Origin of the sequence: Mycetocola sp. CAN_C7 (assembly GCF_015752285.1) — a bacterium.
In the GTDB taxonomy this organism is placed as follows: Bacteria; Actinomycetota; Actinomycetes; order Actinomycetales; family Microbacteriaceae; genus Mycetocola_A.
Genome location: NZ_JADOUY010000003.1, coordinates 181,173 through 205,755, shown reverse-complemented (window position 1 = coordinate 205,755; position 24,583 = coordinate 181,173). Strand labels below are relative to the sequence as shown.

Here is a 24,583-nt window from a genome sequence, read left to right as displayed (position 1 = left end):
GGCGCTTCCTGCTGTCATCGGGCCCCGTCACACGGGGCAACAATCAGGCGGATGTCGGCGCGGGATCCTCGTCGAAGAAGACGCGTTTGTACGACCGGCCGTCGGCGAGTTCGACCGTCTCGGCTCGGAGCGTTCCTCTGGTGATCCGGAGATACACGGCCTGCGCACTGACACCCAGGCGCGTCGCGGCGTCGGCGACGGACATCCCGGGCAGATCGGTGGGAATGCTGCTGGGACGGGCGGCGCGTTTACGGCCCGCCTCGTGTCGCTCGGTGATTTGCTCGTCCGAGCCCTGCCATCGCCACTTCGCCGCTGCCGCCTTGAGTCCGGCTGCGGCGGCCACCTCGTCCCATCCCGCGCCCGAATCGACGGCTTCGCGCACGGCGGTGAGCGTTGCCGGGTCGTTCTCGAGTTGTGTCAGGAGCGTTCGGAGATCGCGGAGCCTCTGCAGCGGATCGGGAACCGCATCTGCCGTGTCACCTGCGTGGACCCGGTCGAGCGCGGTTCGGCTGGAAGCGGAGAGGTACGGCACCGCCCCATGCTATCGCCGACCTAGACAGCCCCGGACGATGACGCAACCCCCATGCATTCGTCAGTTCGGTGCGAAAGGATGGAGAACAAGATCGGGTTCGGCCCGATCCACGAACCACAGACCATCCACCTCACACCACGAGAGAAGGAGCCGCTGATGAGTCCCCGCTTCCTGTTCATTGCCGCCATCGCATTCGGAGCGTACGTTCTCGGTGCCCGCGCCGGTCGCGACCGTTACGAATCCATCAAGAAGAGCGTCACGTCGTTCTGGGATGACCCGACCGTCAAGAAGACACGCAAGGGTGTCGCCAGGCAGACGAAGAAGGCCACCCGCGACATCCGACGCTGACCCTGCCGAAAACTGCGCATAAGCTTGCCGTCTGATCACGGCCACCACACACCTGGGAGAACACGATGACTGATTCCAACGAACGGCCCGACGAGAACATCGACGCCGCCGCGAGCGACGCGCATGACGCCGTGGACACCGCCCCCGACGCTCCGGAGGGCCTGAAGGACGCCGCGCACGACGCCATCGATTCCGGAGCAGACGCCGCCGCTCCTCTGGCCGAGAAGGCCGCGGACGTCAAGGATGCGGCCGCCGAGACCCACTCCGACCTGGCCTCGCACCTCACTGACGCGACCGCAACGCTCGAGGACGCCACCCGCGACGCTTCCGACGTTGCCCGCGACCTCGCCGACAAGGCTGCAGAGGTTGCCGAGAAGGCCACAGCAGCCTCCAAGGACGCCGTCGAAGCAGCGCGTGACGCAACAAGCGCTGCCGTCGCCGACCTGCAGCACAAGTACGAGGAGCGCCCCGGCACGGTCATCGCCGTCGCGGTCGTCGCGGTTGTCGCCGTGATCGGCCTCATCATCAAGATCGCTCGACGCTAGGCACCATCTGACGAAACGTCCCGGAGACTGGTTCTCCGGGACGTTTCGTCGTTCACGGGTATGGTCGGAGTATGGCTCGAACGATCGCGACAGCAACCCCAGTCGACCGCAGTGAGGTTCTCGACTTCATTCGCCCCCGCCACCGGATGCTCCTCGCCACCACGCGCGCGGACGGTCGTCCGCAGATGTCCCCGGTCACCGGCGGTGTCGACGCCGACGGCCGGATCGTCATCTCTACCTACCCGGCGCGCAGCAAGAGCCGCAACGCCGCTCGGGACGAGCGCACCTCGGTCGTGGTCTTCTCCGATGAGTGGGACGGACCGTGGGTTCAGATCGATGGCGATGCCGAGGTGCTGCACATGCCTGAGGCGGCTGACGGGCTCGTCGAGTACTTCCGGTGCATCGCGGGTGAACATCCGGACTGGGACGAGTACCGTACGGCCATGGCCGTTCAGGACAAGTCGCTGATCCGGATCACGCCCACCCGCTGGTGTCCGATCGCCACCGGCGGCTTCCCGCCCGAGGTCGCCGCGCGGCTCGACGGGCAGTGACGCGCTGCCGTCAGTCCTTCTCGCCGGGGATCAGAATCCACAACACGACATAGACGATGACCTGTGGCCCCGGCAGGATGATGCTGAGCACGGTGAGCACCCGCACGAGAGTCGGGGACCAGCCGAATCGGTTGGCGACGGCGAGGCAGACGCCCGCAAAGACCCGGCCGCGCCGGGGTCGGATGAGTTTCATGGCACCAGACTGGCATCGGGGCCACGCCGCCACAATCGGGGATCCCCCTGAGATTCCGGCGACGACCCTCGCTCAACCGAAGGCGTTCGGCGTCAGACCAGTTCGAGACTGGTGTCGATGCGACTGGGGCCGGAATCGGTCACCGTGATGCGCAGCTTCGCCGGGATCTGCTCCTTCATGGCATCGACGTGGCTGATCAGACCGATGGTGCGCCCGCCGGAACGCAGGCTGTCGAGGGTCGACATGGCGATCTCGAGCGTGTCGCCGTCGAGCGAGCCGAAGCCCTCGTCGATGAAGAGCGTGTCGAGGGTGATTCCACCGGCCTGGTTGGTGACGACCTCGGCGAGTCCGAGGGCGAGCGCGAGGGATGCGAGAAAAGTCTCACCACCCGACAGCGAATGGGTGGCGCGAGCCCGACCGGTGTGCCCGTCGAGGATCGCGAGTCCGAGCCCGGACCGGGTGTTGCGGTACTGCACAGAATCGTCGTGTTGCAGCGTGTACCGGCCACCGGTCATGGTGCGCAGCCGGGTGTTCGCCGCTGCGACGATTTCTTCGAGCTGGGCCGCAAGCACATACGTCTCCAGGCGCATCCGCTTGGTGTTGGGCTCGTTGCCCTGCACAGCACCGGCCAGGGCGCGCAGCCGGTCGAACTCGGCACGCAGACGAGCGGATGCATCCTGGTCGGCATGAACGCGCGTCACGATCGTGTCCAATTGCGTCACCCGGTCGGCGAGTAACCCGGCCACCTGCAAAGCAGCGTCACGGGCAGCGCTGGCCTCGGCACGGCGCTCGGCGGCGGGCGCCGGGTCGACGGGTTCGACCGGAAGGCCGGTGAGTTCCGGCTCGGCGAGGGTGGCGCGCGCTGTGCTCACCGACTGGTCGAACTCCCGGATGCGACCGTCGAGCGCGGCGATCTCGGCGCTCGAGCGTCGGGATCGCTCGACCGCATCCTCGCTGTCGAAACCGTTATCGCTGAGCTGCGCGGCGAGCACGTCGCGGGCTCCGGCGACAGCAGCCTCCCGCACGGCGGTTTCGGCGGTCGAAGCGATGAGCGCCTTGGCTGCGTCAAGCCGGCCCTGCAGGAGCGACATCCGTTCGCCGACCGAGGAGAAGCCGGCCCGTGCCGCATCGACCCGGTCGGTGGCGGCAGTGAGGGCGCTCCGCGCAGACGCGAGGTGTTCTGCTGTCGTCGCCAGGTCGGACCGGAGTCGGGCGAGCAGCGGAGCAGCGTTGTCGAGGGCGGTGCGCAGCTCGGCCTGGGTCTGTTCGCAGTCGGCGACGACATCGGCGGCGGCGAGGATGTCGAGCTGTGCGGTCGTCGCATCGATGAGCTCGGCCTCGATCTCATCGATCGACCGGTTGCCCGCCGTCGCCTTCGCCTCGGCAAGGTCGGAGACGAGTGAGTTGGCGACGGCGGATGCCGCGTCGAGGTCGGACCGGCGTGCGGCAACATCCGCCCTGGCCGCCCCGATGTCGAGCTCGGTGACCGGGGCGCTGTCGCGATCGGCGGGGTGGGGATGATCGCGCGAACCGCACACGGAACAGGGTGATCCGTCGGTGAGTTCGGTCGCGAGTTCGGCCGCGTACCCGCTGAGACGTCGGGCGAACAGCTCGTCCTGGTGCGCGGTCGCGGACATCAGGGCCGCGCTGGCGTCTTTCTCGGCGAACCGGGCCTCGATCAGTCGGCGGTCGAGTGTCACAGCGCGTTTCGCTGCCGTGCGGGCGACGTCGAGTCGCGATACCCGTTCCTTTGCCTCAGCAACACCGGCTGCACTCACCCGGGCGGCGCTGAGGGCCTCGGCGACCTCGTCGAGCTCATTCGGCAGGGTGGCGATCAGCCGTTCGGCTTCGTCGACGGCCGATCGTCTGGCGTCGAGTTCGTGCTCGAGCCGTTCGACCCCGTGCCGAAGCTGAGGGAGCGCCGACTCTTCATCGCGAGCCTGCTCGAGCGTGCCGAGTCGGCGGGTGAGGTCGTCGACCACCGCCTCGAGCTCGTCGGCTTCGTGCACGGTATCGCCGGGGAGCACGTCGGAATACATGCTGGCGCTGTACCGTTCGCGGAAGATCGTCTCGCTGGCGACGGCCGCGTCCCACGCTGCTTCGGCGCGACGCAGACCGGCGACATGAGCCCACACGGATGCCGCCCGGGTCGCGTGAGCCAGCACAACACGGTCGGCATCGATGGCTGCGGTTTGCGCACCGAAGGTGTCGAGGAGTGCGCGCGCGCTGTCGCGGCGGAGCTGGAGATGACGAGCGTCCTGCAGGCGGCGATGCTCGGCGTCCGCTGCGGTGAACTCGGCGTCTGCGACCGTCGCCGCCTGTGCCGCCGTCTCCTGGCTCGCGGTGAGCTCAGCGAGCGCCGAGTCGAACCAGCCGAGGTCGGGTTCGTCTGGCACTGCCCGCTGCGCGAGAGCAGCCGCGAGTTCGGCCGAGGCGCGGAGGCTGCCCGCTGTGGAGTCGAGGGTGGCGCCGAGGGTCTTGCGTCGCTCGATCAGCTCGAGTTCGACCTGTTCGAAGCGCCGCGTTCCGAACAGGGTGCGGAGAACGGCCTGCCGATCATCGTTACGGGCGAGGAGGAATTCCTGGAACCGGTTCTGGGCGAGCAGGATCACCTGGAGGAACTGGTCTTTGGTCAGCCCGAGGATCGTGTCGAGCTCACGCGCCACGTCGACGGGCCTTGCCGCAATGCCCTGCCAGTCGCCGTCACGCAGGACGAACAGTTCGGCAGTGGTCTTCTGCACGGTGGTGCCCGAACCGCGAGCTTTCGGCCGCTCGTATTCCGGGGTACGGCGCACCCGGTACGAGACGTCGTGCACGCGGAACTCGAGGTCGACGACCGTCGGGTCGCCCGGTTCGCAGTAGTGGCTGCGGAGTTTCGGCTGGGTTCCGTCGTAGCGGGGGACGCTGCCGTAGAGCGCGAAGCAGATCGCGTCGAGCAGGCTCGACTTGCCCGCTCCGGTCTTGCCGGTGATGAGGAAGATGCCGTCGTCATCGAAGGTTTCGAAGTCGACGAGCTGTTCTTCTTTGTATGGCCCGAAGCCGGCGACGGCCAGCCGTTGGATCTTCATGCGTCGACCTTCGCGCGAGGACGTTCAGACGCGACCTCGACCTCGACCTCGTGGACGTCATCGTTCTCGTTCTCACCGCGTTCGACGACGGTCAGCACGTCGGTGAGGATCGACCGTTCGTCGTCGTCTGGTCCGACGCCGTTGCGCACGTGCTCCAGGAACCCGGAGACGATCTCGAGGTCGGTCTGCCCGTGAACCCGGCTGGCGTACGTCGCTGCGGACTCGCCTGCCGTGATCGTCGGCCGGTGCTCGAGTGTCACACAGAAGGGGAACCGCGCCTGCAGCCGCCGCATGCCGTCGAGTGGTCGGACGGTGTCGGTGAGGAGAACGGACAGCCAGGACCCTTCGTCTCCGTCGAGCTCCGGGTCAGCGAGGATCTCGTCGATGGACCCCGTCACGACCGTGAGCGTTCGCGGAACCGAAAGGTCGAACCACTCGACGGTGGACAGGCCGGCCGCGTCGAAATCGATGATCCAGCCGCCGCGCGGTTTCGCGGCTTCGGAGAAGGAGTAGTGCAGGGGGGCGCCGGAGTAACGGACCCGTTCGCTGAGCGTCGACCGGCCGTGAATGTGCCCGAGCGCCACATAGTCGGGTCCATCGAACACCGAGAGAGGCACGTAATCGATGCCGCCGGCGGTGATGTCGCGTTCGACATCGCTCGCCTCCGAGACCGGCGCGGCTTCGGTCGGGGCCACGTTGACGGCGAAACAGTGCGACAACACCATCGAACGCCCACCACGTGCAGCGAGGTCGGCACGAATACGATCCATCACGAAACCGAGGACCTGCTCGTGGGTGCGCAGGGTCTCATCGGGGTAGTGGTGCCGGATGAGGGACGGCTCGAGGTAAGGGATGCCGTAGAAATGCACCGGCCCATACTCGTCGTCGATGGTGACCGGCTGGTCGTGCTGGTCCTGCCGGGTGACCACGTGGACTCCGGCACGTTCGGAGAATCGCGACATGAAGCCGAGCCGGGTGGCCGAATCGTGGTTGCCGCTCGTGAGGATGACGGTTGCACCGGCCGCACGCAGGGCGACGACCGCCGATTCCAGCGTCGTGTAGGCCTCGGCGGCCGGCGCCGCCGAGTCGAAGATATCGCCGGATACGACCACGACGTCGACCTCGCGCTCCCGCACCACGACCGCCAGCTCGGCGAGCACGGTGCGCAGGTTCGCGATGGTCGAGTGACCATGGAACGTGCGACCGATGTGCCAGTCGGAGGTGTGCAGGATTCTCATGTGTTCACGCTAACCCTGCCCGCCGACATCGGCCGCGCGCGACGCCGATGTGACGCGCTTCCGCGTCGACGGCATCCGATCGTCCGGTCATTCGAGGTGCGATGCAGGGTCACGTGGTCGGAAATCAAGCCCTGCAGGAACCGGTGCTTCGGCGAGCGCCGTCGTTTAGCCTTGGGCCATGACCACGACGGAACTCTGGCTGGTACGGCACGGCGAATCGACGGCGAATGTGCTCGCGACGAACGCGCAACGGGACGGACTCGACGTGATCCCGGTGCAGCATCGCGACGCCGACGTCCCGCTCTCTGACGACGGCGTGCGACAGGCCGAAGCCCTGGGTGCCTGGCTGACCGGCGACTCGACCGGATCAGCGCCGTCGACGATCTGGAGCTCGCCGTACCTCCGTGCACGGCAGACCCTCACGGTCGCTCTTGCCGCCGGAAACTCGGAGCGGCCGTTCTTCGTCGACGAGCGTCTTCGTGATCGCGAACTCGGTATCCTCGACACGCTCACCTCGATCGGTGTCGACCGCCGGTTCCCCGACGAGGCCGCGCGCCGGCGCTGGCTCGGCAAGTTCTACTACCGGCCGCCTGGCGGGGAAGCGTGGACAGACGTCGCACTGCGGATCAGGTCATTCCTGCGTGATCTCGAGAGTACGGATGCCTCCGGCCCGGTCCTCGTCACGGCGCACGACGCGATCGTGCTCGTCTTCCTCTACATCTGCCTGGGCTGGTCCGAAAAGGAACTGCTCGACTTCGCGGCCGCGCACACCGTGTCGAATGCGTCGATCACACGGCTGACCCGCCGTGACGGTGAACAGTTCTGGACCCTCGACACTTTCGCCTCTGACGACCACCTGGAGGCGCTCGGCGCCCCCGTCACCGAACACGCAGGAGACACCGATGCCCAGCCACGCTGACGCCACCTTCGTCACGCCTCACCTGTTGCGCGACTGGCCACTGCCTGAAGCCGGGGACTCGAAGTACGGACGCGGGCAGGTGCTCGTCGTCGGTGGCGCCCTGCGCTCTCCCGGTGCCGCGATGCTCTCTGGTCTGGCCGCCCTGAGGGTCGGGGCCGGGCGGTTGACCCTCGCCGTTGGCGCCTCCGTCGCCACAGCCGTCGCTGTGGCTGTGCCCGAGAGCGGGGTCGTTCCTCTCGAAGAGACTGCGGATGCCCACGTGGCCGGCGCCGGCGTGCGCGCCGCGTCGAAGGACCTGTCTGACGCCGACGCGGTCCTGGTCGGACCGGGGCTCGACGACGCCGACGAAGCCGCCCGGATGCTGACCGAACTCCTCGATCTGATCGGCCAGGAATCGGTGGTGGTTCTGGATGCCTTCGCTCTCGGCGTCGCGCCACAGGTCACCGGTCTCGTCGAGGCATTCGGTGGGCGGCTCGTGCTCACTCCGAACAAGGAGGAAGCCGCCCTCCTGCTCGGACGAGACATCGGCGACCTCGCCGACGACATCGGCGAGATCGCCGGCACGTTCCAGGCCGTGGTCACCTGCTACGACGTGATCGCCTCTCCGGACGGACGGATCTGGCGCACCGGGACGGGTGGCGGCGGACTCGCCACATCCGGGAGCGGTGACGTGCTCGCCGGAGCCATCGCCGGGCTGTGCGCTCGCGGTGCTTCACCAGAGCAGGCGGCCGTCTGGGCCACCCACGCGCACGCGGCCGCCGGCGACCGGCTGGCAGTGCCCGTCGGTCCGCTCGGCTTTCTCGCGAGCGAACTGCTCGACGAACTGCCCCGCGTGCTCGTCGAGATCGGCAACTGAATCTCGAGAATCAGCGTGCGCCGCGTCCGCGGCATCCGTTACCGTGGGGTCATGTCCTACTGACCTGCGATCTTCTGCGTTCATCCGGAATACGCGGCACGTGCTGCCCGTTTCCCTAGCTATCGCCGTTCGCCCGCTCACAGAGCGGAATGTTCGGCCCGCTCGTCCGGTTCCGGCCCTCGCGTCCGTCGGACCTTTCTGCCATCGGGCTTCCGCCCGGACATGACCAATTGGATTCCCTGTGAACGACCCCACACTCGACCTCGCTCAGAGCGCGGCATCGGCAGACACCCGCCCGACCTCCCCTGATCACACTGCCCGCAACAAACGAGTGATCTGGCTGCTGCTCTCGGCCAGCTTTGTCGTCATCCTCAACGAGACGATCATGGGTGTCGCTCTGCGCGAGCTCATGCTCGACCTCGACATCGACGCACGCGCAGCCCAATGGTTGACCACCGCGTTCATGCTTACGATGGCCATCGTGATCCCGATCACCGGCTTCCTGCTGCAACGTTTCAACACCCGCCCGATCTTCATCACGGCGATGAGCCTGTTCTCGACCGGCACCCTGCTCGCCGCCGTCTCGCCCGGGTTCGAGGTCTTGCTCGGCGCGCGTGTGATCCAGGCCACCGGAACCGCCGTGATGCTCCCGCTGCTGATGACGACGATCATGACGCTCGTACCGGTGGCGCAGCGTGGCAAGACCATGGGCAACGTGTCCATCGTGATCTCGGTCGCTCCGGCGATCGGGCCGACGATCTCGGGCATCATCCTCGACACGCTGACCTGGCGCTGGATGTTCTGGCTGGTTCTGCCCATCGCGCTGACCATGCTGTACATCGGCTACCGCCGCGTGGAAAACGTCACTGAGCCGGAGAGGGTGCCACTCGACGTGCTCTCGGTGATCCTCTCCGCCTTCGGCTTCGGTGGGCTGATCTATGGGCTGAGCCGGATCGGTGAGCACGGTGCAGCAGATGCGAACGCCGCCGAGCAGGCCGTAGCGGCGATGCCGATGTGGATCGCTCTCGGCGTCGGCGTGATCGGCCTGGGCTCCTTCATCTGGCGGCAGCTGATGCTGCAGCGCACGGACCGGGCGCTTCTCGATCTGCGCACGTTCCGTTCGGCGAACTTCAGCGTCTCGATCCTCGTCATGGTGGTGAGTATGGCCGCGTTGTTCGGCACGATCATCCTGCTGCCGATCTACATGCAGCAGGTGCTGCTGCTCGAGCCGCTCCAGACGGGTCTGCTGTTGCTGCCCGGTGGGCTGCTGATGGGACTGCTCGCGCCGTTCGTCGGGCGACTCTACGACCGATTCGGTCCGATGCCTCTCCTGGTGCCCGGGTCGATGATCGTCAGCGCTGCACTGTGGACGCTCACGATGGTGAACGAGTCGACGTCGCCGATGTTCCTGCTGGGCGCGCACCTCGTGCTCAGTCTCGGACTGGCGCTGCTCTTCACCCCGCTGTTCACCTCCGCCCTCGGGTCGGTGCGGCCGCACCTGTACTCGCATGCTTCGGCCACCGTCGGAACCGTTCAGCAGGTCGCCGGTGCTGCCGGGACCGCTTTGTTCGTGACGATCATGGCGTCGACGAGCGCGACACTGGCATCCGCCGGTGAGTCGAACGTCTCTGCGGTCGCCGGGGGCGTGCACTCGGCGTTCCTGGCCGGCGCGATCATCTCGCTGCTTGCCGTCGTCGGGTCGTTCTTCGTGCGCAAGCCCGCCGATCTCCCGGAGGGCATGCCGGTCGGGCACTGATCCGCGGCGCGGCGCCCCGCCCCGCGTCAGCGCAGCGAGTACGTCGATTGCGTGAACCCGGCACCCAGGTCACGGGTGCCGGTGAGGGTCAGCGGCACGTCGCGGTCGAGCCCCCCGAACAGCGGGATGCCAGCTCCGATGAGCACAGGCGCGACACTCACGGTCAGGTCGTCGAGCAGCCCGGCGCGAATGAACTGCTGCACCACCGTTCCGCCATCCACATAGACATGCCGCCGTTTCTCGCGGGCGAGCGTCTCGAGCGCATCGTCGACCGACCGGTGGAGAGTGGCATCAGGCCAGTCGATGCTCTCGAGAGTCGTGCTGAGCAGCAGGATGCGTTTGCCCGCGTACGGATACTCCTCGAATTCGCGAACGATGTCGTAGGTGCCCCGCCCGAGCACCATCGAGTCGACGGCAGCGAAGAAATCGTCATAGCCGGTGTCACCCAGCGCCTCCCCCCGACCCACCAGCCAGTCGAGGCCACCGTCTGGCCTGGCGATGAACCCGTCGAGGCTCGTTGCGAGAAATGCGGATGCCGTCAGGCCGGCTGCAGAGGATGTCTCGGTCATGCGCGCACGCTACCACCGGCATCCGACGTCGGGAAGGGAGCACAGCGGTCACCCGAAAGCGGCGTGGTCAACCGTCCGCGTGCGGCTTACGCTGGAAGGATGTCTCCCGTACTCGCCCACGAACCCGATGCGCACCGGTACACGCTCAGCATCGGCGACGAACTGGTCTGCGTCGCCGATTATTCGCTTCGGCCCGGGCAGATCTACTTCACCCACACCTACACCTCCCCGCCGCGACGCGGCAACGGGCACGCGGCCGCCCTCATCGAATTCGCCGTCGACGATGTTGCGGCGAACACTGATCTGCGCATCGTGCCGAGCTGTTCGTTCGTCGTCGACTGGTTCTCCGATCACCCCGAGCGCGCCGACCTGCTGCGCCGCGGCGTCGCCAGCTGAGCAACCGAGCGACCTGCCGTGCTAGAACTCGGTCGGTTCGACGAGGGTGAGGAACGCACTCAGCTCGGTGATTCCCGCCGCATTCACCGGCAGATAGTCGGTCAGCGCGGGCGAATACACGAGGTACGCCGCCCACTTCGCCCGTGAGATCGCCACGTTGAGACGGTTCTTGAGGATCAGGAACCCCATGCCCCGCGGCACGTCACTCGCAGCGGATGCCGCCAGCGTGACGATCGCGATCGCCGCCTCCTGCCCCTGGAACTTATCGACAGTGCCCACCCTGACACGCTCGTACCCGGCGACGGAGAGCGCCTCGCGAACGAGCGCGACCTGGGCGTTGTACGGCGAGACGACGATGACGTCGTCTTCGTCGAGCGGCTCTCGGTCGCGGGATTCGGTCGGGTCGGTCCAGCTGCGTCCGATCACCGAACGCACCAGCTCGACCACCCGGTCGGCTTCAGCGGTGGAGAACGTGGCGTCACCGGCATGCTCCACCGGCTCGATGTGCAGCCCGGGTTCGACCCCGTCGAGGAAGCGGGTCGACGCGACCTCGTGTGCATGCAACGCGCCCTCGTACGACAGCCGTGACACCCGTGCGGTGACCGCGGGATGCATCCGCCTGCTCTCGGCGAGGAAATAGCCGAGTCGAGCTGGCAGCACGTCGTGGCCCTCACTGACCCAGCCGAGCGCCGAGGTGTCGATCGGTTCGGGATGCAGGCCCTGGCTGACCTGCGGTAACTGCTGCGGGTCGCCGAGGAGCAGAAGGTTGCGGGCGGAGACGCTCGCGGCGATGGTGAAGGCGAGCGAGTACTGTCCTGCCTCGTCGATGACGAGCAGGTCGAGGGACCGGCGCGGCACCCGCGCCTTGTTGCTGAAATCCCAGGCTGTTCCGCCGAGCACGAATCCGGGCTCGTCGTTCTCGGCCGCGAAGTCGAGGTGCCCGTTCGACGGCAGCGCGGTGAACGCGGGCTCCTCGGCATCCACCCCCGACTTCTGTACCTTGCCAACGAGTTCCTTCGGCAACCCGGCGCGGACCACTGCGGCCAGGAGGTTCTCGACGACGGCATGCGACTGGGCGACGACACCGATCTTCCAAGCGTGTTCCCGCACCAGCGCCGCGATGACGTGCGCGCCGAGGTAGGTCTTGCCGGTGCCGGGAGGGCCCTGCACGGCGAGATACGACGCGTCGAGGTCGAGCAGGCTTGCGATCACAGCATCGATGCGTTCCCCGGTGACCGGCGTCAGCGCGCCGGAGCGGGCTCGCGGCGGTGTTCGACGCAGGATGTCGACCACCGGGTCGAGCGGCCAGACCGGCTGCGTGTCGACGATCGCCTGCGCCCATTCCTCGATTGCCGGCTTCTGCTGCCCGGCGGGCGGCGGCGACGACGGCGTGAGGGCCATCGGCAGGGTGTGGAACGGTTCCACCCCTGCCTGCAGGGTCTCTTCGATCAGAACACTGCGGTCGTCGACCTCGAGCACGCGAACCGTGCGGCTCGGCCGGGAACCGGGATCGCCGACGCTCGCCTCGAATGGCCCCGGGTGCTCATAGAGCACATACGGCCCGCTCTGCTCACTCGGCTTCACGCTGCTGCCGGGCCCCCACTGCCCGGTGAGGCGCACCCAGCGCCGGTCGGTGCGCTGTTTGCCCTCGCGGAACCACGGTTTCTCGACGGATGCTCCCCCGTCGTCGACGATGAGCACATCACGGGTGTCTGCCCACGTCTCGACGTCCTGGATCAGCCGGGCGAAGTGCCCCCACCAGAAACTCTTCTGCTCACGCTGGTGGTAGTCGAGCGCGGCGGCCGCGAATGCGGCGGCGGTCTGGTCGGCGCTCCGCCCGGCCGCGAGCCGGTCGCCGGCCAGCGCGAGCAACGCGTAGCGCAAAGGAGACGGCTCGGTCTCGAACACGGAATCCTTCGCCTCGTGCAGGGTTCCAGGGAGGATGCCGTTCTCACTGCCCCGCTCGAGCAGCCAGTCGCGCAGACGCAGCGTCGAGACGCAGTCGTACCGGTTGTAGTCAGCGATCTCGTCGAGCTTGTGCTGCCCAGCGGCACGGTCACCGTTCGAAATCAGCTCCATGGCATCCGCGTATTCGGTGATGGACGCCGCCGCGTTCTGAACGCCACCGGTGCGCAGCTCGGTTCCCATGTAGAGCGGTTCGAGCTTCTTGATCGAGTACGACCGGGATCCGACTCGCACGCTCTTCTTCACCATCGGGTAGAGGTCGACGAACACGTTGTCGCGCAACAGCTGATCGACCTCTTCTTCGCCCTCGCCGTGCCTGGCGGCGATCGACGACAGGTGAGTGCGCTCATAGGAGGCGTAGTGATAGATATGCATGTGAGGGAATGCGCGCCGACGCTCGGCTACGTAGTCGAGGAACCCCCGCAAGGCGACCCGCTCCTCGGCGAATGAGTGCGCCCAGAATGTCGTGAACTCGCCGGCCGTGTCGACCAGCCCGAAGAGGTAGTCGAGCCCCCACGACCGGGCGTCACCCTCGGTGTAGAGAGGGTCGCCCTCGAAGTCGAAGAAGATGTCGCCCGCGTCGGGCTCGGGCAGGGCTGCGAGCGCCTGCGGGTTGAACACGCGGACGGGCGGCGGGGTGTGATCCTCTGGCGCGGTCGGTCCCTCGAGTTGCAGCTGTGCCTGCAGGCGCAGCCCGGCGAGCGTTGTGGAGCCGATCCCGTCGATATCGGCGGTCGAACCGGCGAGCTCGTCGATGGTGGTGATCTCGTGCTGAGCCAACCTGGCCCGCTGGGTCACCCGCAGCCCACCGACGAGCAGCACGTCGCGGGTGGCCTGGATTTCGGCCTCGCAGGTCTCACACCGCCCACAGATCGCATAGCGCGGGTCACGCCAGGCGACTGCGGCGTCGAGCGGGTCGGCGAAGCGTTCGGCGATGATCCGCTGCAGGCGTTGCTCACGTTTGAGATACACCGGCAGGATGTCGCTCACCCGGTGTTCGCTCGTCATCCCGTTGCCGAGAAGCACCTCGACGGTGTCTGCGGCTTCGATGCCGAGACCCGTGAGTTGCTGCACATAGGCGGCGAGTTGCAGCAGCGCTGTGACCTTGGCCGACCGGGCGAGCTTGGTGTCTTGCACGAGGTATCGGCCGTCGGGCTGCCGCACGATGAAGTCGGCGAAACCGACGAAACGCCCGTCGAAGAAGGTGGCCTGGAACACCACATCGGCCTTCTGGGCGAAGGCCTGGCGGGTGGCGGTCACCGCGGCGGCGAGCGACTCACGGGTCAGTTCGTCAGGTCGCTCGATCAGGGCCACCCCCGACCCGAACTGCTCCTGATAGGCAGCCAGGACCCGGGCCTCGTGCTCGTCTCCGAGTCGGCCGGTCCGCGCGAGCATGTCATCGACGACCTCGTCGACCCGCTCCGTGCGCCCGAGTTTGGCGTCGAGCTTGCGCAGAAAAGCGAACTCACACTTCGACGCGGTGGTGAGGTCACTCGCGCTGGTGACGAGCGACTCCGCAGCGAGGGATTCGTCGAGAAAGAACACGGGACCTCCGATGGTCGAACATGTGAAGGCTACCGGCAGCATCCGACACGGGCATTGCGAACGGATGCCTCGCCGGCTCCCATCGAAACCCCGTTAGCACACCCCACCGGTTGTCGTGCTGCTCTATCGCTGCCGACCCCGCCCGCGTAGCGTGTCCCCCATGACCGACAACGAGCACACCGACCACCCGAAGCCCCGCGACCGTTCGCACGACGAGACCACGGACCGTCCAGGACAGTCGGCCGACGGCATCCCCGACGGCTCAGGCACGAACACCGAGACCGGGGACGACACCACCGAAGACACTGCATCGGGCGGCCCCGCCGACTAGTTCGCCCCAATAGAGGCACAGCCTCGAACGTGCAGTAGTGGCGCTAACAACCTCGCGGTTTGGCGCCACTACTGTGCTTTCGCGTGCTGACGTGGTTCGAACGACCGGGATGTCACGGGGTGCCCGGTAAACTAGGGGAATGTCGCCCGCCGCCGCTCCCCTGGTGGATGTCACCGACATCATCCGTCTCGTCGGCAACGCCGCGTTCAATCGTGCGACCGCCTACGCTCGCAGCGGCGCGGTCGCCGACCTCGACTGGGATGACGATGAGCGCACCCTGACCGCCACAGTGCAGGGCAGCGCGCCGAATCCGTACGACTGCCGCATCGCCCTCGCGCCCGCTCGCAAGGACTTCAGCCGCCCGTCCGCGTCGAGTTGCACCTGCCCACTGCGGCTCGACTGCAAACACGTCGCCGCCGTGCTGCTGGCCAGCAATTCCAGCGCGGTCAAAAGCATCGCTCTTCCTGGTTCAGGGCTGACGGATGCCTCTCCACAGGATCGCGCGTGGATCGACCGCCAGATGCGCGAGGCCGACGCCTGGTGGCAGGGCGACACGACCTGGCCGAGCGACTCCTGGTCGGATGCGACCGGAACGACAGGCATCCGCTCGACCGGGCCAGACGCAGGCGAGACCGACCGGGCCGTCACCCGGGAGCCGGCGGGCCCACCGCTGCCTGCGTGGAAATCTGCGGTCGGAGCGCTGACCGGCCAGCTGGCGGCATCCGACAGTCCGAGCACGCCGATGGGGCTGCAGTTCGAGCTCCGCGAGCAGACCCCGCACACCCGGCATCGCTGGAACGGCCCGACCGCTCGCACCGCCAGGTCGACCACCGAACTGGCCGAGTACCGGCTCGGCGTTCGACCGGTCATCCGCAACACCAAGGGCAACTGGGTGAGGACCAACGTCGGCTGGAACACCTTCAGCTACCAGGTGAACCGGCTCGGCCTCGACCCGGTTCAGCACCGCTGGTTCAGCCAGTTCGCCGCCCTGCATCGCGCGGCGCGGAGCACGTACGCCGTCGGCCAGGACCTCGACTGGCTCTATCTCGACGACTTCTCGAGCCCCCTGCTCTGGAACCTCCTCACCGAAGCACGCACGCTCGGCATCGAACTCGTCGGTGTGCGCAAGGATGCCGTCGTGTCGGTCGGCGCGCTGGCCACCGTCAGTCTCGACGCGACCGCAGACACCGACCTGCGCCTCGACCCCACCCTCACCATCGACGGCGAGCTGTTCCCACCGGCATCCGCCGGCCTGCTCGGCGACCATGGCGTCTACGCGTACACGCTCGACCCGGTCGCCTCGTTCACCCTCGCGCCGACCGACGGGCGACTCACCGACGAACAACGACGCCTCATCGGCCGGTCGAGCAGCGTCGTCGTTCCCGCTGCAGACATCGACGAGTTCTTCGCCGAATTCTACCCGAAACTGCGGCACACCATCCCGGTGACGTCCACGGACGCCACCGTCGAGTTCCCGCCGATCGTTCCCCCGGTGCTCGTGCTCACCGCCGCCTTCTCGGCCAAACACACCCTCTCCCTCGGCTGGGACTGGGAGTACGTCGAAAGCGGTCGCACCAGTCGGATGCCGCTCTACGCCACCGCACACGACTCCGGCCTGCGCGACCTGGTGGCCGAGCACGCCATCGCCGACCGGGCGCGCGCGATCACCTCGCTGGAACCGCAGAGACTCGTCGACCTGGACGCTGCCGAGTTCACGGACAAGATCCTGCCGGGGATCGAATCGGTCGACGGCGTACGCGTCGATGTGATCGGCGAGCGCCCCGACTATCGGGAACTCACCGAGGCGCCGAAACTCAAGATCACCACCGTCGAGACCGACCAGCGCGACTGGTTCGACCTCGGTGTTCTTGTCACCATCGACGGGCAGAAGATCCCGTTCGGTCCGCTGTTCAAGGCGCTGTCGAAGGGGCAGACCAAACTGCTGCTTGTCGACAACAGTTACCTGTCGCTCAAACAGCCCGCTTTCGAGCAGCTGCACGAACTCATCGAGGAGGCCCGCGCGCTCGCCGAGTGGGATACCGGGTTGCGGATCAGTCGCTACCAGTCGAGCCTCTGGGAAGACCTCGAAGATCTCGCCGACGAGTCCGAGCAGGCGGCATCCTGGCAGTCGGCGGTCACCGGACTCCGCGACCTCACCGCACTCGACACCCCGCCGCTTCCTGCTGGCATCCGTGCGACCCTGCGCCCCTACCAGCTCGACGGATTCGCCTGGCTGGCGTTTCTCTGGCAGCACCAGCTCGGCGGAATCCTCGCCGACGACATGGGGCTCGGCAAGACCCTGCAGACTCTCGCGCTGATCGAGCACGCAAAGGAGTCGACCGAGCCAGCGAAACGGCGCCCGTTCCTCGTCGTCGCACCGACATCCGTCGTCTCGAACTGGCAGATCGAGGCCGAGCGCTTCGCCCCGGGGCTCGCCGTGCGCACCGTCGCCGAGACGCGGGCCAAACGCCGGTCGGCCCTGGCCTTCGGCGATGCGGATGTCGTCATCACCTCGTACGCGCTGTTCCGACTCGACTTCGACACCTACGCCGGGCAGGAGTGGGCCGGCCTCATCCTCGACGAAGCCCAGTTCGTGAAGAACCGCACAGCGAAGGTGCACCAGGCCGCCCGCGACCTCGACGTGCCCTTCAAACTCGCCATCACCGGCACCCCGATGGAGAACAACCTCCTCGAACTCTGGTCACTGTTCGCGATCGTCGCGCCGGGACTCTTCCCGTCTGCGCGGCGATTCCTCGACGAGTACGCGAAACCGATCGAGGCCGGGAACTCGTCCGGTCTGCTCGCCCGCATGCGTCGTCGCATCCGCCCCCTCATGATGCGCCGCACGAAAGAAATCGTGGCGACCGACCTGCCCGCGAAGCAGGAGCAGGTGCTCACGATCGATCTCAACCCGAAGCACAAGAAGCTCTACGAGACCTTTTTGCAGCGCGAGAGGCAGAAGCTGCTCGGCCTGCTCGACGACATGGACAAGAACCGGTTCATCGTGTTCCGGTCTCTCACCCTCTTGCGGATGCTCTCACTCGACGCGTCGCTCGTCGACGATGCGTACGCCTCCATTCCCTCGTCGAAACTCGATGCCCTGTTCGAACAGCTCGAGGATGTGCTGGCCGAAGGACACCGCGCCCTCATCTTCAGCCAGTTCACGTCGTTCCTCGGCAAGGCGGCTGCGCGGCTCGACGCCGAAGGCATCCCGTACGCCTACCTCGACGGGTCGACAACCAACCGGGCGGATGTCATCGCCCGCTTCAAGGACGGCGCTGCTCCGATCTTCCTCATCAGCCTCAAGGCCGGCGGATTCGGACTCAACCTCACCGAGGCCGACTACGTGTTCCTGCTCGACCCGTGGTGGAACCCGGCGACGGAGGCGCAGGCCGTCGACCGCACCCATCGCATCGGCCAGACCAAGAACGTCATGGTCTACCGCATGGTCGCCAACGGCACCATCGAGGAAAAGGTGATGGCGCTGAAAGCGCAGAAGGCCAAGCTCTTTCACGCCGTGATGGACGACGATTCCGTCTTCAGTTCCGCCCTCACCGCCGATGACGTGCGTGGACTGCTCGACGAATAGCGCCCTATTTTCGGACGGGTACAGACTTTGACCCAAGAACTACCTAGGATGGCCCAATGGTTTCCGGTTCCTCAGGCGCACTCGACACAGACGATGGCACGCCTCAGAGCCATGCCTCCACACCTCCGGGCGGGGTCGAGCGACTCGACTACGACGAGTTCGATCTCGGCTACGACGGCTCGACGGGGTCATCGGGTTCGAGCTTCTCGCACGACGACTTCGACGACTAGTCGCCAGCGCCGTCACTGAAGCCGCAACGGCTCCAGCGGACTCTCCAGGTTGGCTCCGCCGCGGTAGCGCGCACCGGTGTGGTCGGCCGGCAGGTGCGGCCCGGCGCCGAAGAGGCGCTCTCGCAGCGTTTGACCCGGTTCGTAGCCGTCGCTCAGCCGCCCGCGCCTGCGCAGCTCAGGGACGATCAGCTCGACGAAATCGCGCAACGTTCCAAACGAGTGGTACTGACGCAGGTTGATCCCGTCCACACCGTCATCGTCGAGCCAGCGTTCGATCTCGTCGGCGACCACTGCGGGTGTTCCTGCGACGAAGTACCGCTCCTCCCGACCGGCAAGAGCCTCGTCGACCAGGTCGCCTGCGGTCTTTCCCGCAGCCATCGAGCGCGCGAACCCGGTGCCGGTCTTCCCCTCCCGTTCGAGAATGTCGGAGACGAGCGTCTCCCGCGGGTATGCGGTCGGGTCGATGGCGTAGCCGTAGTGCGCCAGGATGCCGTCGACACTGGAGTGCTCGCGATACAGGCGCAGTTTCTCCTCCACCTCCGCGTCTGTACGACCGGTGACCACACCCGCCTGCACGAGGAAGCGGATGTCGTCCCGGTCGCGGCCGTGCCGTTCGAGAGCATCCCGCATCCCGTCGGTGTTGCGACGGAAATCCGCTGCGGTGCGCCCGCCGGTGAACACGACCTCGGCGTGACGCCCGGCGAATTCGATGCCGGCCGGGGATCCCGTCGCCTGGAACAACACGGGGGTCCGCTGCGGGGACGGCGCGACGAGGTGCGGGCCGGCGACCCGGAAGTTCTCCCCGACGTGGTTGATGTAGCGCACCTTCGTCGGGTCGGTGAAGGTGCGAGACCCGCGGTCGGCGACGACGGCATCGTCGTCCCATGAGCCCTCCCACAGCTTGTACAGGACGTCGACGTACTCGTCGGCGATCTCGTAACGCTTGTCGTGGGGGATCTCGTCTGCGAGACCGAAGTTGCGTGCAGCGTTTGGCAGGTACGAGGTGACGATGTTCCAGCCGATCCGCCCTCGGGTGAGGTGGTCGACCGTGCTCATCCTGCGGGCGAATGCGAACGGCGGTTCGTAGCTCGTCGAGAAGGTGACACCGAACCCGATGTTCTGTGTCACAGCGGCCATGGCCGGAACGATCGACAACGGGTCGAGGTTGGGAATCTGCAGACCCTCGCGGAGAGCCGTCTCCGGCCCGTCACGGAAGACGTCGTACGCTCCGACCACGTCAGCGAGGAAGATCCCGTCGAACCCACCGGCCTCGGCGAGCCGCGCGAGCTCGGTCCAGTAGTCGATGTCGGCGTACCGATCGCGCTGGTTGTCGTCGAGCACCCAGAGGCCATGGGTGATGTGGCTCACGCAGGCCATCTCGAACAGGTTGAGGATCAGTTTTTTCGGTTCGGATGCCATGGAGCCAGTCTTTCGCACGACGCCGGAGTCTTACTTCGCGTTACGCCGAAATGCAGACGCCGTCCAGAAACCTGAGCATCGTTCGAGAATCAGTTGCGGCACCGGCGTCCGGATCTATGGTGATCGAACACGAGCCGCAACGGAGCGGCAAGAAGGTGGGTTCATCATGAGTGACACAAACGACGCTGTCGGCACCGAGAGCAACGCGAATGAGCGCAGCATCCGCGACTGGGCAGACCTTGGCCAGGAAATGTGGTCGTATCTCACCGGCCGCAGCGCCGTGATCGACTACAACTTCATCGACATGACAGTCGAAGTGCCTCGGGACATCGGCCCGGACGCCCCAAGGGCCACCTGGAAATTCAACGGGACAGTTCGCGTGACCACGAGTGACAGCTCCGTCTCCGGGGCCGGATCGCCCGGAGCCTGACCGTGGCCTCCACCCTTCTCGACATCGATCTGTCGTTCTCGTTGGTCGAGCCTGGCGGCAGTGAGGCGCCGCGCATGCACGGCCGCATGACGGCGGACGGCACCGAAGTCGAGCTCTACACGAGTGACCCGGAACTGTTCCTCGCCGGTAGACGCCCGAAACTGTCCAGCCTCCGGGTCGTCGCGGAGGAACTCGCGAAACGCGGTCTCACCGTGGCGGTCAGTGGACCGGCTGGCCTGATCGTTCGGATCGGTGCGGTGAAAACGACCGTGGCGCAACGCCTGGTGACGCGGTCGCCGCACATCGAACTCGGCGCCCCGGCCACCCTGGCTCCCCTGATCACGCCGAAACGGCGCGCACGCGATGCCGAAGCGGCTCTCGAGCTGCCACCGAGCACGCTGTTCCCGCTCGCCCCGACCTTCGACCGCCGCGTGCGCCGCCGGGTCACGACGACGCACTACACGCCCGGGTCCGGTCGACCCCGGCTGATCTTCGTGGTGGGTTCCGAGAACTGGAACGGGCAGCGCCCGCGCGAGTTCGACCTGCTGCCCACCGTGACACGGATCGGTTCGGGCGACTCCGCCGACCTGCGACTCGCCGGGCTACTCGACAGCCATGCCGAGATCGTCCACGACACGAACGACGAGTACGTCTTCTATCCGACCGGGCGGGCGGGTGCGTCGACGTCGAGCGGGGCGAAGGTCACCGGCCAGATCCTCCGAACCGGCGCGCGAATCGAACTCGGTCCGTGGCGGATGGCGTTCTTCCGTGAGGAGTTCGCCGACCATGGCCGCCCGTACGGTGGTCGGGCCGGCGGCGAACTCGCGCACCAGAAACGGCAGCCTCCCCGTCATTCCTGATGGCACCAGGTGCGCCATACCCGGAGCGCGTCGCGAACGGCCACAATGGGTTCACCGCGGATGCTCCACGGTGGGAGGAGACGGCATGACGACGATCGCGATCATCGGCTCCGGGTACATGGCGAGAACCCACGCGACGGCGTTCGCCGCGCTCGGCTACGCCTCCGGCATCCGGTACGTCTGCAGCCCGCATCCGACAGGCACGTTCGATGAGGCACCGGATGCCAGGCTGGTCAGTGACCTGTCGACCGTTCTCGCTGACCCTGCCGTCGACATCGTCTCGATTTGCACCCCGACCCGGACGCACCGGGAGATCGCCGTGCGTGCGCTGCAGGCCGGCAAACACGTTCTGCTCGAGAAGCCCATCGCGCTCTCGATCGCGGATGCCCTCGCGGTCTCGGCCGCTGCGGCATCCAGTGGACGGACGCTCATGGTCGCGCACGTCGTGAGGTTCTTCGAGGGGTATCGACGGGCGCGCACCGATGTCGAAGCGGGGCGGATCGGCACCGTTCTCTCCGGTCGTGCCCGCCGCCTGATCACGAAACCGGACTCGGCCTGGTGGTTCGACGAGAGCCAATCGGGTGGGGTGGTCGTCGACGTCGGCATCCACGACTTCGACCAGATGAACCTGTTCCTCGGAACGCCCGTCACCGTCACGAGTACGGCGGACGATCCGCTCGGCCCGATCGAGACGACCATCGAGTACCGGTCGGGAGCGATCGGGCAGGTTCTCACCTTTGCCGGGGTCCCTCAGGGAGCTCCGTTCACGAGCTCGCTCAGCCTGATCGGGACCGACGGAATGCTCGACTACGACTTCTCGGCGGATGCTCCCACCGCGACGGGCGAACCCGGCGGGGTCAACGCGTATCGGCTGACCACCGCCGACGGGGGCGACAGTGCGACACTGTCGTCGCTCGACCACTACACACGGCAGGTCGAGTACTTTCTCGAGTGTGTGCAAGACGGGACCGATCCCGGGTTCAGCCCGACGGCATCCGCTGTTCGTGCCCTCGAGGTGGCGCTGGCCGCGCGGCAGTCACTGCTCACCGGTGGCCCCGTGCCACTCGAGGAGCGCGCGTGATACCCGGCGTCCCGCTCCCCAACACGGTCAGGTTCATGCTGCAAATTCAGGAGATTCACCGCGACACGCCGCGTGGTCGCGCTCTCAGTACGGCGTGTCGCCAGAATCTCCTGAATTCGTGGTTCTGGGGCACTCACTTCTTTTCGAGAGGAACGCGTTGACGACCATCAGCAGAGGCAGCCTGACCATCCCGACGTCGGAGTGGGGAGCGTCCAATCCGCTGCCGAACATCTTCGGCACCGGAGACATCCACTCGCAGTCCGGTTTCGAAGACGCGGCTGAGGAGCAGGGGCTCGCCGACGTGAGCGTTGAGGAGCAGGCCAGCCGCGGGCAGACGGCACTTCCCTACCTCGATCAGGACGGATACCTGGCCGCCGAACAGCCGCAGGAGCACGCGACCATGGTGCTCGAGAACGCGCACCTCACCGCGACCTTCCTGCCCGGGCTGGGCGGGCGGCTGTGGTCGCTCGTCGACCGCACCACCGGCCGGGAACTGTTGCACCAGAACGACGCGATCCGCTTCCGCAACCTCGCGCTCCGCAACGCCTGGTTCGCCGGCGGTGTTGAGTGGAACATCGGCATGATCGGGCACTCCCCCTTCACGAGCTCACCCGTGCACGTCGCGGCGCTGACCGGGCCCGACGGCGAGGTCGGGTTGCGGTTCTTCGAATACGAGCGCATCCGCAACGTCACCTTCCGCGTGGACGCCTGGCTCCCCGACGACTCGCACGAACTCGTCATTCGCGGCACGATCCTCAACGCACAACCGGACGCCACCCCGATGTACTGGTGGTCGAACATGGCTGTTCCGCAAACGGAGGGCACGCGCGTGCTCGCGCCCGCGGCATCCGCGTGGAAATACGGCGCCGAACGCGTGCTCAGCACGGTGGGCGTTCCTCTTGCCGATGGCGTCGACATCACCTGGCCGGGGCGGACGGTCGAGACGGTGGACTACTTCTTCGACACGGCGGGCACACGGATGCCGTGGATCGCCGCGGTGGACGACGACGGTTTCGGTCTCGTGCAGGCGTCGACCGCGAATCTCAAGGGTCGCAAACTCTTCGTCTGGGGCCAGGACCCGGGCGGCAGACACTGGCAGGAATGGGTGTCGGGCGCCGATTCGTACTGTGAGATCCAGGCCGGACTCGCGCGCACCCAGCTCGAATACCTGCGGATGCCAGCGGACACCGCATGGTCCTGGGTCGAGGCATACGGTGCCCTGCAGCTCGACGCCTCCGTAGCTCGGTCCGCTGACTGGGCCACAGCGACCGGCGCTGTGGCCCAGAACCTGGCCGACCGTGGATTGGCTGAGCGGCTCGAGCGGTTCCGTGAGCGTGACCAGTCTGGCGAGCTGATCGTGGAGTTGATTCCCGATGGTTCGGGCTGGGGCGCGATCGAGAACGAACTGCGCTCACGGGCCGGCCTGGCACCGTTCCCGGCCGAGTTGACGCCGTTCCCCCAGGGTGCCGTCGGCGCCGGTTCGGAAACAGGCACCGGGCCTGAGGTCGACTCCGAAACCGGATACTGGGAGCGTCTGCTGCGCGGCGAACCGATGAGCACAGTCGAGCAGGATCCCGCCAACCCTCCACTGTCGTACCAGATCGACCGACGCTGGGTGCCGTTTCTCAGGCAACGCGACGACTGGCTGGCCTCGCTGCACCTCGGCGTGATCGCCGCCGCGCAGGGGGCGTACGCCGATGCGGGCGCCTACTGGCAGGCATCCGTCGACGCTGCGCCGAACGCGTGGGCGTTGCGGAACCTCGCTGCCCTCGCCGACGACCGTGGCAACACCGCGGAGGCCGTCGCGTTCTATCGCTCGGCGCACGAGCTCGCCGCCGGGCTGCTTCCACTCACTCGGGAGTTGCTCGGAGCACTGCGACGGGCCGGCCACCACGCGGATGTGCTCGCTCTGGTCGAATCGCTCGACTCCGAGCAGCGGAACGACGGCCGTGTGCTCGTCGCCGAGGCGCGTGCCGCACTCGCGACCGGCGACGTGGACCGGTGCCGCGGCATCCTCGATCGCGATATCGAGGTGCTCGACCTGCGCGAAGGAGACGCGCTGCTCGAGGACCTGTGGAACGAGTACCAGGCAGCGGCGGGCGCATCCCGGGCGCCGTTGCCGCGGGCGTACGACTTCCGGATGTGACGGGGTCGCGGGCTCG

The 24,583-nt window shown here is 67.1% G+C and carries 21 protein-coding genes; 14 read left to right on the top strand and 7 right to left on the bottom strand.

Annotated features, from left to right (window positions below):
- Positions 1–43: 43 nt before the first annotated feature.
- Positions 44–532: a hypothetical protein gene (locus tag IWX78_RS07630; RefSeq protein ID WP_196832930.1), complete on the bottom strand. Its 489-nt coding sequence runs from the start codon at positions 530–532 to the stop codon at positions 44–46.
- A 78-nt stretch (positions 533–610) separates the two neighbouring features.
- Between IWX78_RS07630 and IWX78_RS07625 the strand changes: the two genes are divergently transcribed.
- The 3 genes from IWX78_RS07625 (at position 611) to IWX78_RS07615 (ending at position 1,976) form a co-directional block, all read left to right on the top strand.
- Positions 611–880: a hypothetical protein gene (locus IWX78_RS07625; protein WP_334684628.1), complete on the top strand. Its 270-nt coding sequence runs from the start codon at positions 611–613 to the stop codon at positions 878–880.
- A gap of 65 nt (positions 881–945) precedes the next feature.
- Positions 946–1,425 carry a hypothetical protein gene (locus IWX78_RS07620; protein ID WP_196832929.1) on the top strand — a complete coding sequence of 160 codons (480 nt, stop codon included), beginning with the start codon at positions 946–948 and terminating at the stop codon, positions 1,423–1,425.
- A gap of 71 nt (positions 1,426–1,496) precedes the next feature.
- Positions 1,497–1,976, top strand: coding sequence for a PPOX class F420-dependent oxidoreductase (locus tag IWX78_RS07615; protein ID WP_196832928.1), 480 nt, complete (start codon positions 1,497–1,499; stop codon positions 1,974–1,976).
- 10 nt (positions 1,977–1,986) lie between these two features.
- Here the strand turns inward: IWX78_RS07615 and IWX78_RS07610 are convergent, their stop codons facing one another.
- The 3 genes from IWX78_RS07610 to IWX78_RS07600 form a co-directional block, all read right to left on the bottom strand.
- Positions 1,987–2,169 (bottom strand): PspC domain-containing protein, encoded by a 183-nt coding sequence (locus IWX78_RS07610; RefSeq protein ID WP_196832927.1) that lies wholly within the window; start codon positions 2,167–2,169, stop codon positions 1,987–1,989.
- A gap of 92 nt (positions 2,170–2,261) precedes the next feature.
- The gene (locus IWX78_RS07605; protein WP_196832926.1) at positions 2,262–5,237 is read right to left on the bottom strand and encodes an AAA family ATPase; all 2,976 of its coding nucleotides are present in this window, start codon (positions 5,235–5,237) and stop codon (positions 2,262–2,264) included.
- Positions 5,234–6,475: an exonuclease SbcCD subunit D gene (locus IWX78_RS07600; RefSeq protein ID WP_196832925.1), complete on the bottom strand. Its 1,242-nt coding sequence runs from the start codon at positions 6,473–6,475 to the stop codon at positions 5,234–5,236. Before IWX78_RS07600 ends, IWX78_RS07605 begins: the two co-directional genes overlap by 4 nt.
- 178 nt (positions 6,476–6,653) lie before the next feature.
- Here IWX78_RS07600 and IWX78_RS07595 point away from each other — a divergent pair, with 178 nt between their 5' ends.
- The 3 genes from IWX78_RS07595 to IWX78_RS07585 all read left to right on the top strand — a co-directional run bounded on the left by IWX78_RS07595 (position 6,654) and on the right by IWX78_RS07585 (position 10,006).
- On the top strand, positions 6,654–7,394 hold the full coding sequence (locus IWX78_RS07595; protein WP_196832924.1) for a histidine phosphatase family protein: 741 nt from the start codon (positions 6,654–6,656) through the stop codon (positions 7,392–7,394).
- Positions 7,378–8,250 (top strand): NAD(P)H-hydrate dehydratase, encoded by an 873-nt coding sequence (locus tag IWX78_RS07590; RefSeq protein ID WP_196832923.1) that lies wholly within the window; start codon positions 7,378–7,380, stop codon positions 8,248–8,250. The genes IWX78_RS07595 and IWX78_RS07590 overlap by 17 nt, the downstream gene beginning before the upstream one ends.
- A 241-nt stretch (positions 8,251–8,491) precedes the next feature.
- Positions 8,492–10,006, top strand: coding sequence for a DHA2 family efflux MFS transporter permease subunit (locus tag IWX78_RS07585; protein ID WP_442929223.1), 1,515 nt, complete (start codon positions 8,492–8,494; stop codon positions 10,004–10,006).
- A gap of 26 nt (positions 10,007–10,032) precedes the next feature.
- Here IWX78_RS07585 and IWX78_RS07580 read toward each other — a convergent pair whose 3' ends face one another.
- Positions 10,033–10,575, bottom strand: coding sequence for a dihydrofolate reductase family protein (locus tag IWX78_RS07580; RefSeq protein ID WP_196832922.1), 543 nt, complete (start codon positions 10,573–10,575; stop codon positions 10,033–10,035).
- Positions 10,576–10,674: 99 nt separating this feature from the next.
- Here IWX78_RS07580 and IWX78_RS07575 point away from each other — a divergent pair, with 99 nt between their 5' ends.
- A complete protein-coding gene (locus IWX78_RS07575; protein WP_196832921.1) occupies positions 10,675–10,971 on the top strand; it encodes a GNAT family N-acetyltransferase in 297 nt (98 codons plus the stop codon).
- Between the two features lie 21 nt (positions 10,972–10,992).
- Here IWX78_RS07575 and IWX78_RS07570 read toward each other — a convergent pair whose 3' ends face one another.
- The gene (locus IWX78_RS07570) at positions 10,993–14,481 is read right to left on the bottom strand and encodes a TM0106 family RecB-like putative nuclease (protein ID WP_334684627.1); all 3,489 of its coding nucleotides are present in this window, start codon (positions 14,479–14,481) and stop codon (positions 10,993–10,995) included.
- Between the two features lie 160 nt (positions 14,482–14,641).
- Here IWX78_RS07570 and IWX78_RS07565 point away from each other — a divergent pair, with 160 nt between their 5' ends.
- From IWX78_RS07565 to IWX78_RS07555, 3 genes are all read left to right on the top strand, one after another.
- On the top strand, positions 14,642–14,812 hold the full coding sequence (locus IWX78_RS07565) for a hypothetical protein (RefSeq protein WP_196832919.1): 171 nt from the start codon (positions 14,642–14,644) through the stop codon (positions 14,810–14,812).
- 139 nt (positions 14,813–14,951) lie between these two features.
- Positions 14,952–18,401 (top strand): DEAD/DEAH box helicase, encoded by a 3,450-nt coding sequence (locus tag IWX78_RS07560; protein ID WP_196832918.1) that lies wholly within the window; start codon positions 14,952–14,954, stop codon positions 18,399–18,401.
- 56 nt (positions 18,402–18,457) lie between these two features.
- A complete protein-coding gene (locus tag IWX78_RS07555) occupies positions 18,458–18,631 on the top strand; it encodes a hypothetical protein (protein ID WP_196832917.1) in 174 nt (57 codons plus the stop codon).
- Between the two features lie 12 nt (positions 18,632–18,643).
- Here IWX78_RS07555 and IWX78_RS07550 read toward each other — a convergent pair whose 3' ends face one another.
- Positions 18,644–20,050, bottom strand: coding sequence for an LLM class flavin-dependent oxidoreductase (locus IWX78_RS07550; protein WP_196832916.1), 1,407 nt, complete (start codon positions 20,048–20,050; stop codon positions 18,644–18,646).
- Between the two features lie 166 nt (positions 20,051–20,216).
- Here IWX78_RS07550 and IWX78_RS07545 point away from each other — a divergent pair, with 166 nt between their 5' ends.
- The 4 genes from IWX78_RS07545 to IWX78_RS07530 all read left to right on the top strand — a co-directional run bounded on the left by IWX78_RS07545 (position 20,217) and on the right by IWX78_RS07530 (position 24,567).
- Positions 20,217–20,480: a hypothetical protein gene (locus IWX78_RS07545; protein WP_196832915.1), complete on the top strand. Its 264-nt coding sequence runs from the start codon at positions 20,217–20,219 to the stop codon at positions 20,478–20,480.
- A gap of 2 nt (positions 20,481–20,482) precedes the next feature.
- On the top strand, positions 20,483–21,340 hold the full coding sequence (locus tag IWX78_RS07540; protein WP_334684626.1) for an FHA domain-containing protein: 858 nt from the start codon (positions 20,483–20,485) through the stop codon (positions 21,338–21,340).
- A gap of 85 nt (positions 21,341–21,425) precedes the next feature.
- Positions 21,426–22,421, top strand: a complete 996-nt coding sequence (locus tag IWX78_RS07535) for a Gfo/Idh/MocA family protein (RefSeq protein WP_196832914.1) — start codon at positions 21,426–21,428, stop codon at positions 22,419–22,421.
- A 157-nt stretch (positions 22,422–22,578) separates the two neighbouring features.
- Positions 22,579–24,567 (top strand): DUF5107 domain-containing protein, encoded by a 1,989-nt coding sequence (locus IWX78_RS07530; protein WP_196832913.1) that lies wholly within the window; start codon positions 22,579–22,581, stop codon positions 24,565–24,567.
- Positions 24,568–24,583 lie beyond the last annotated feature (16 nt).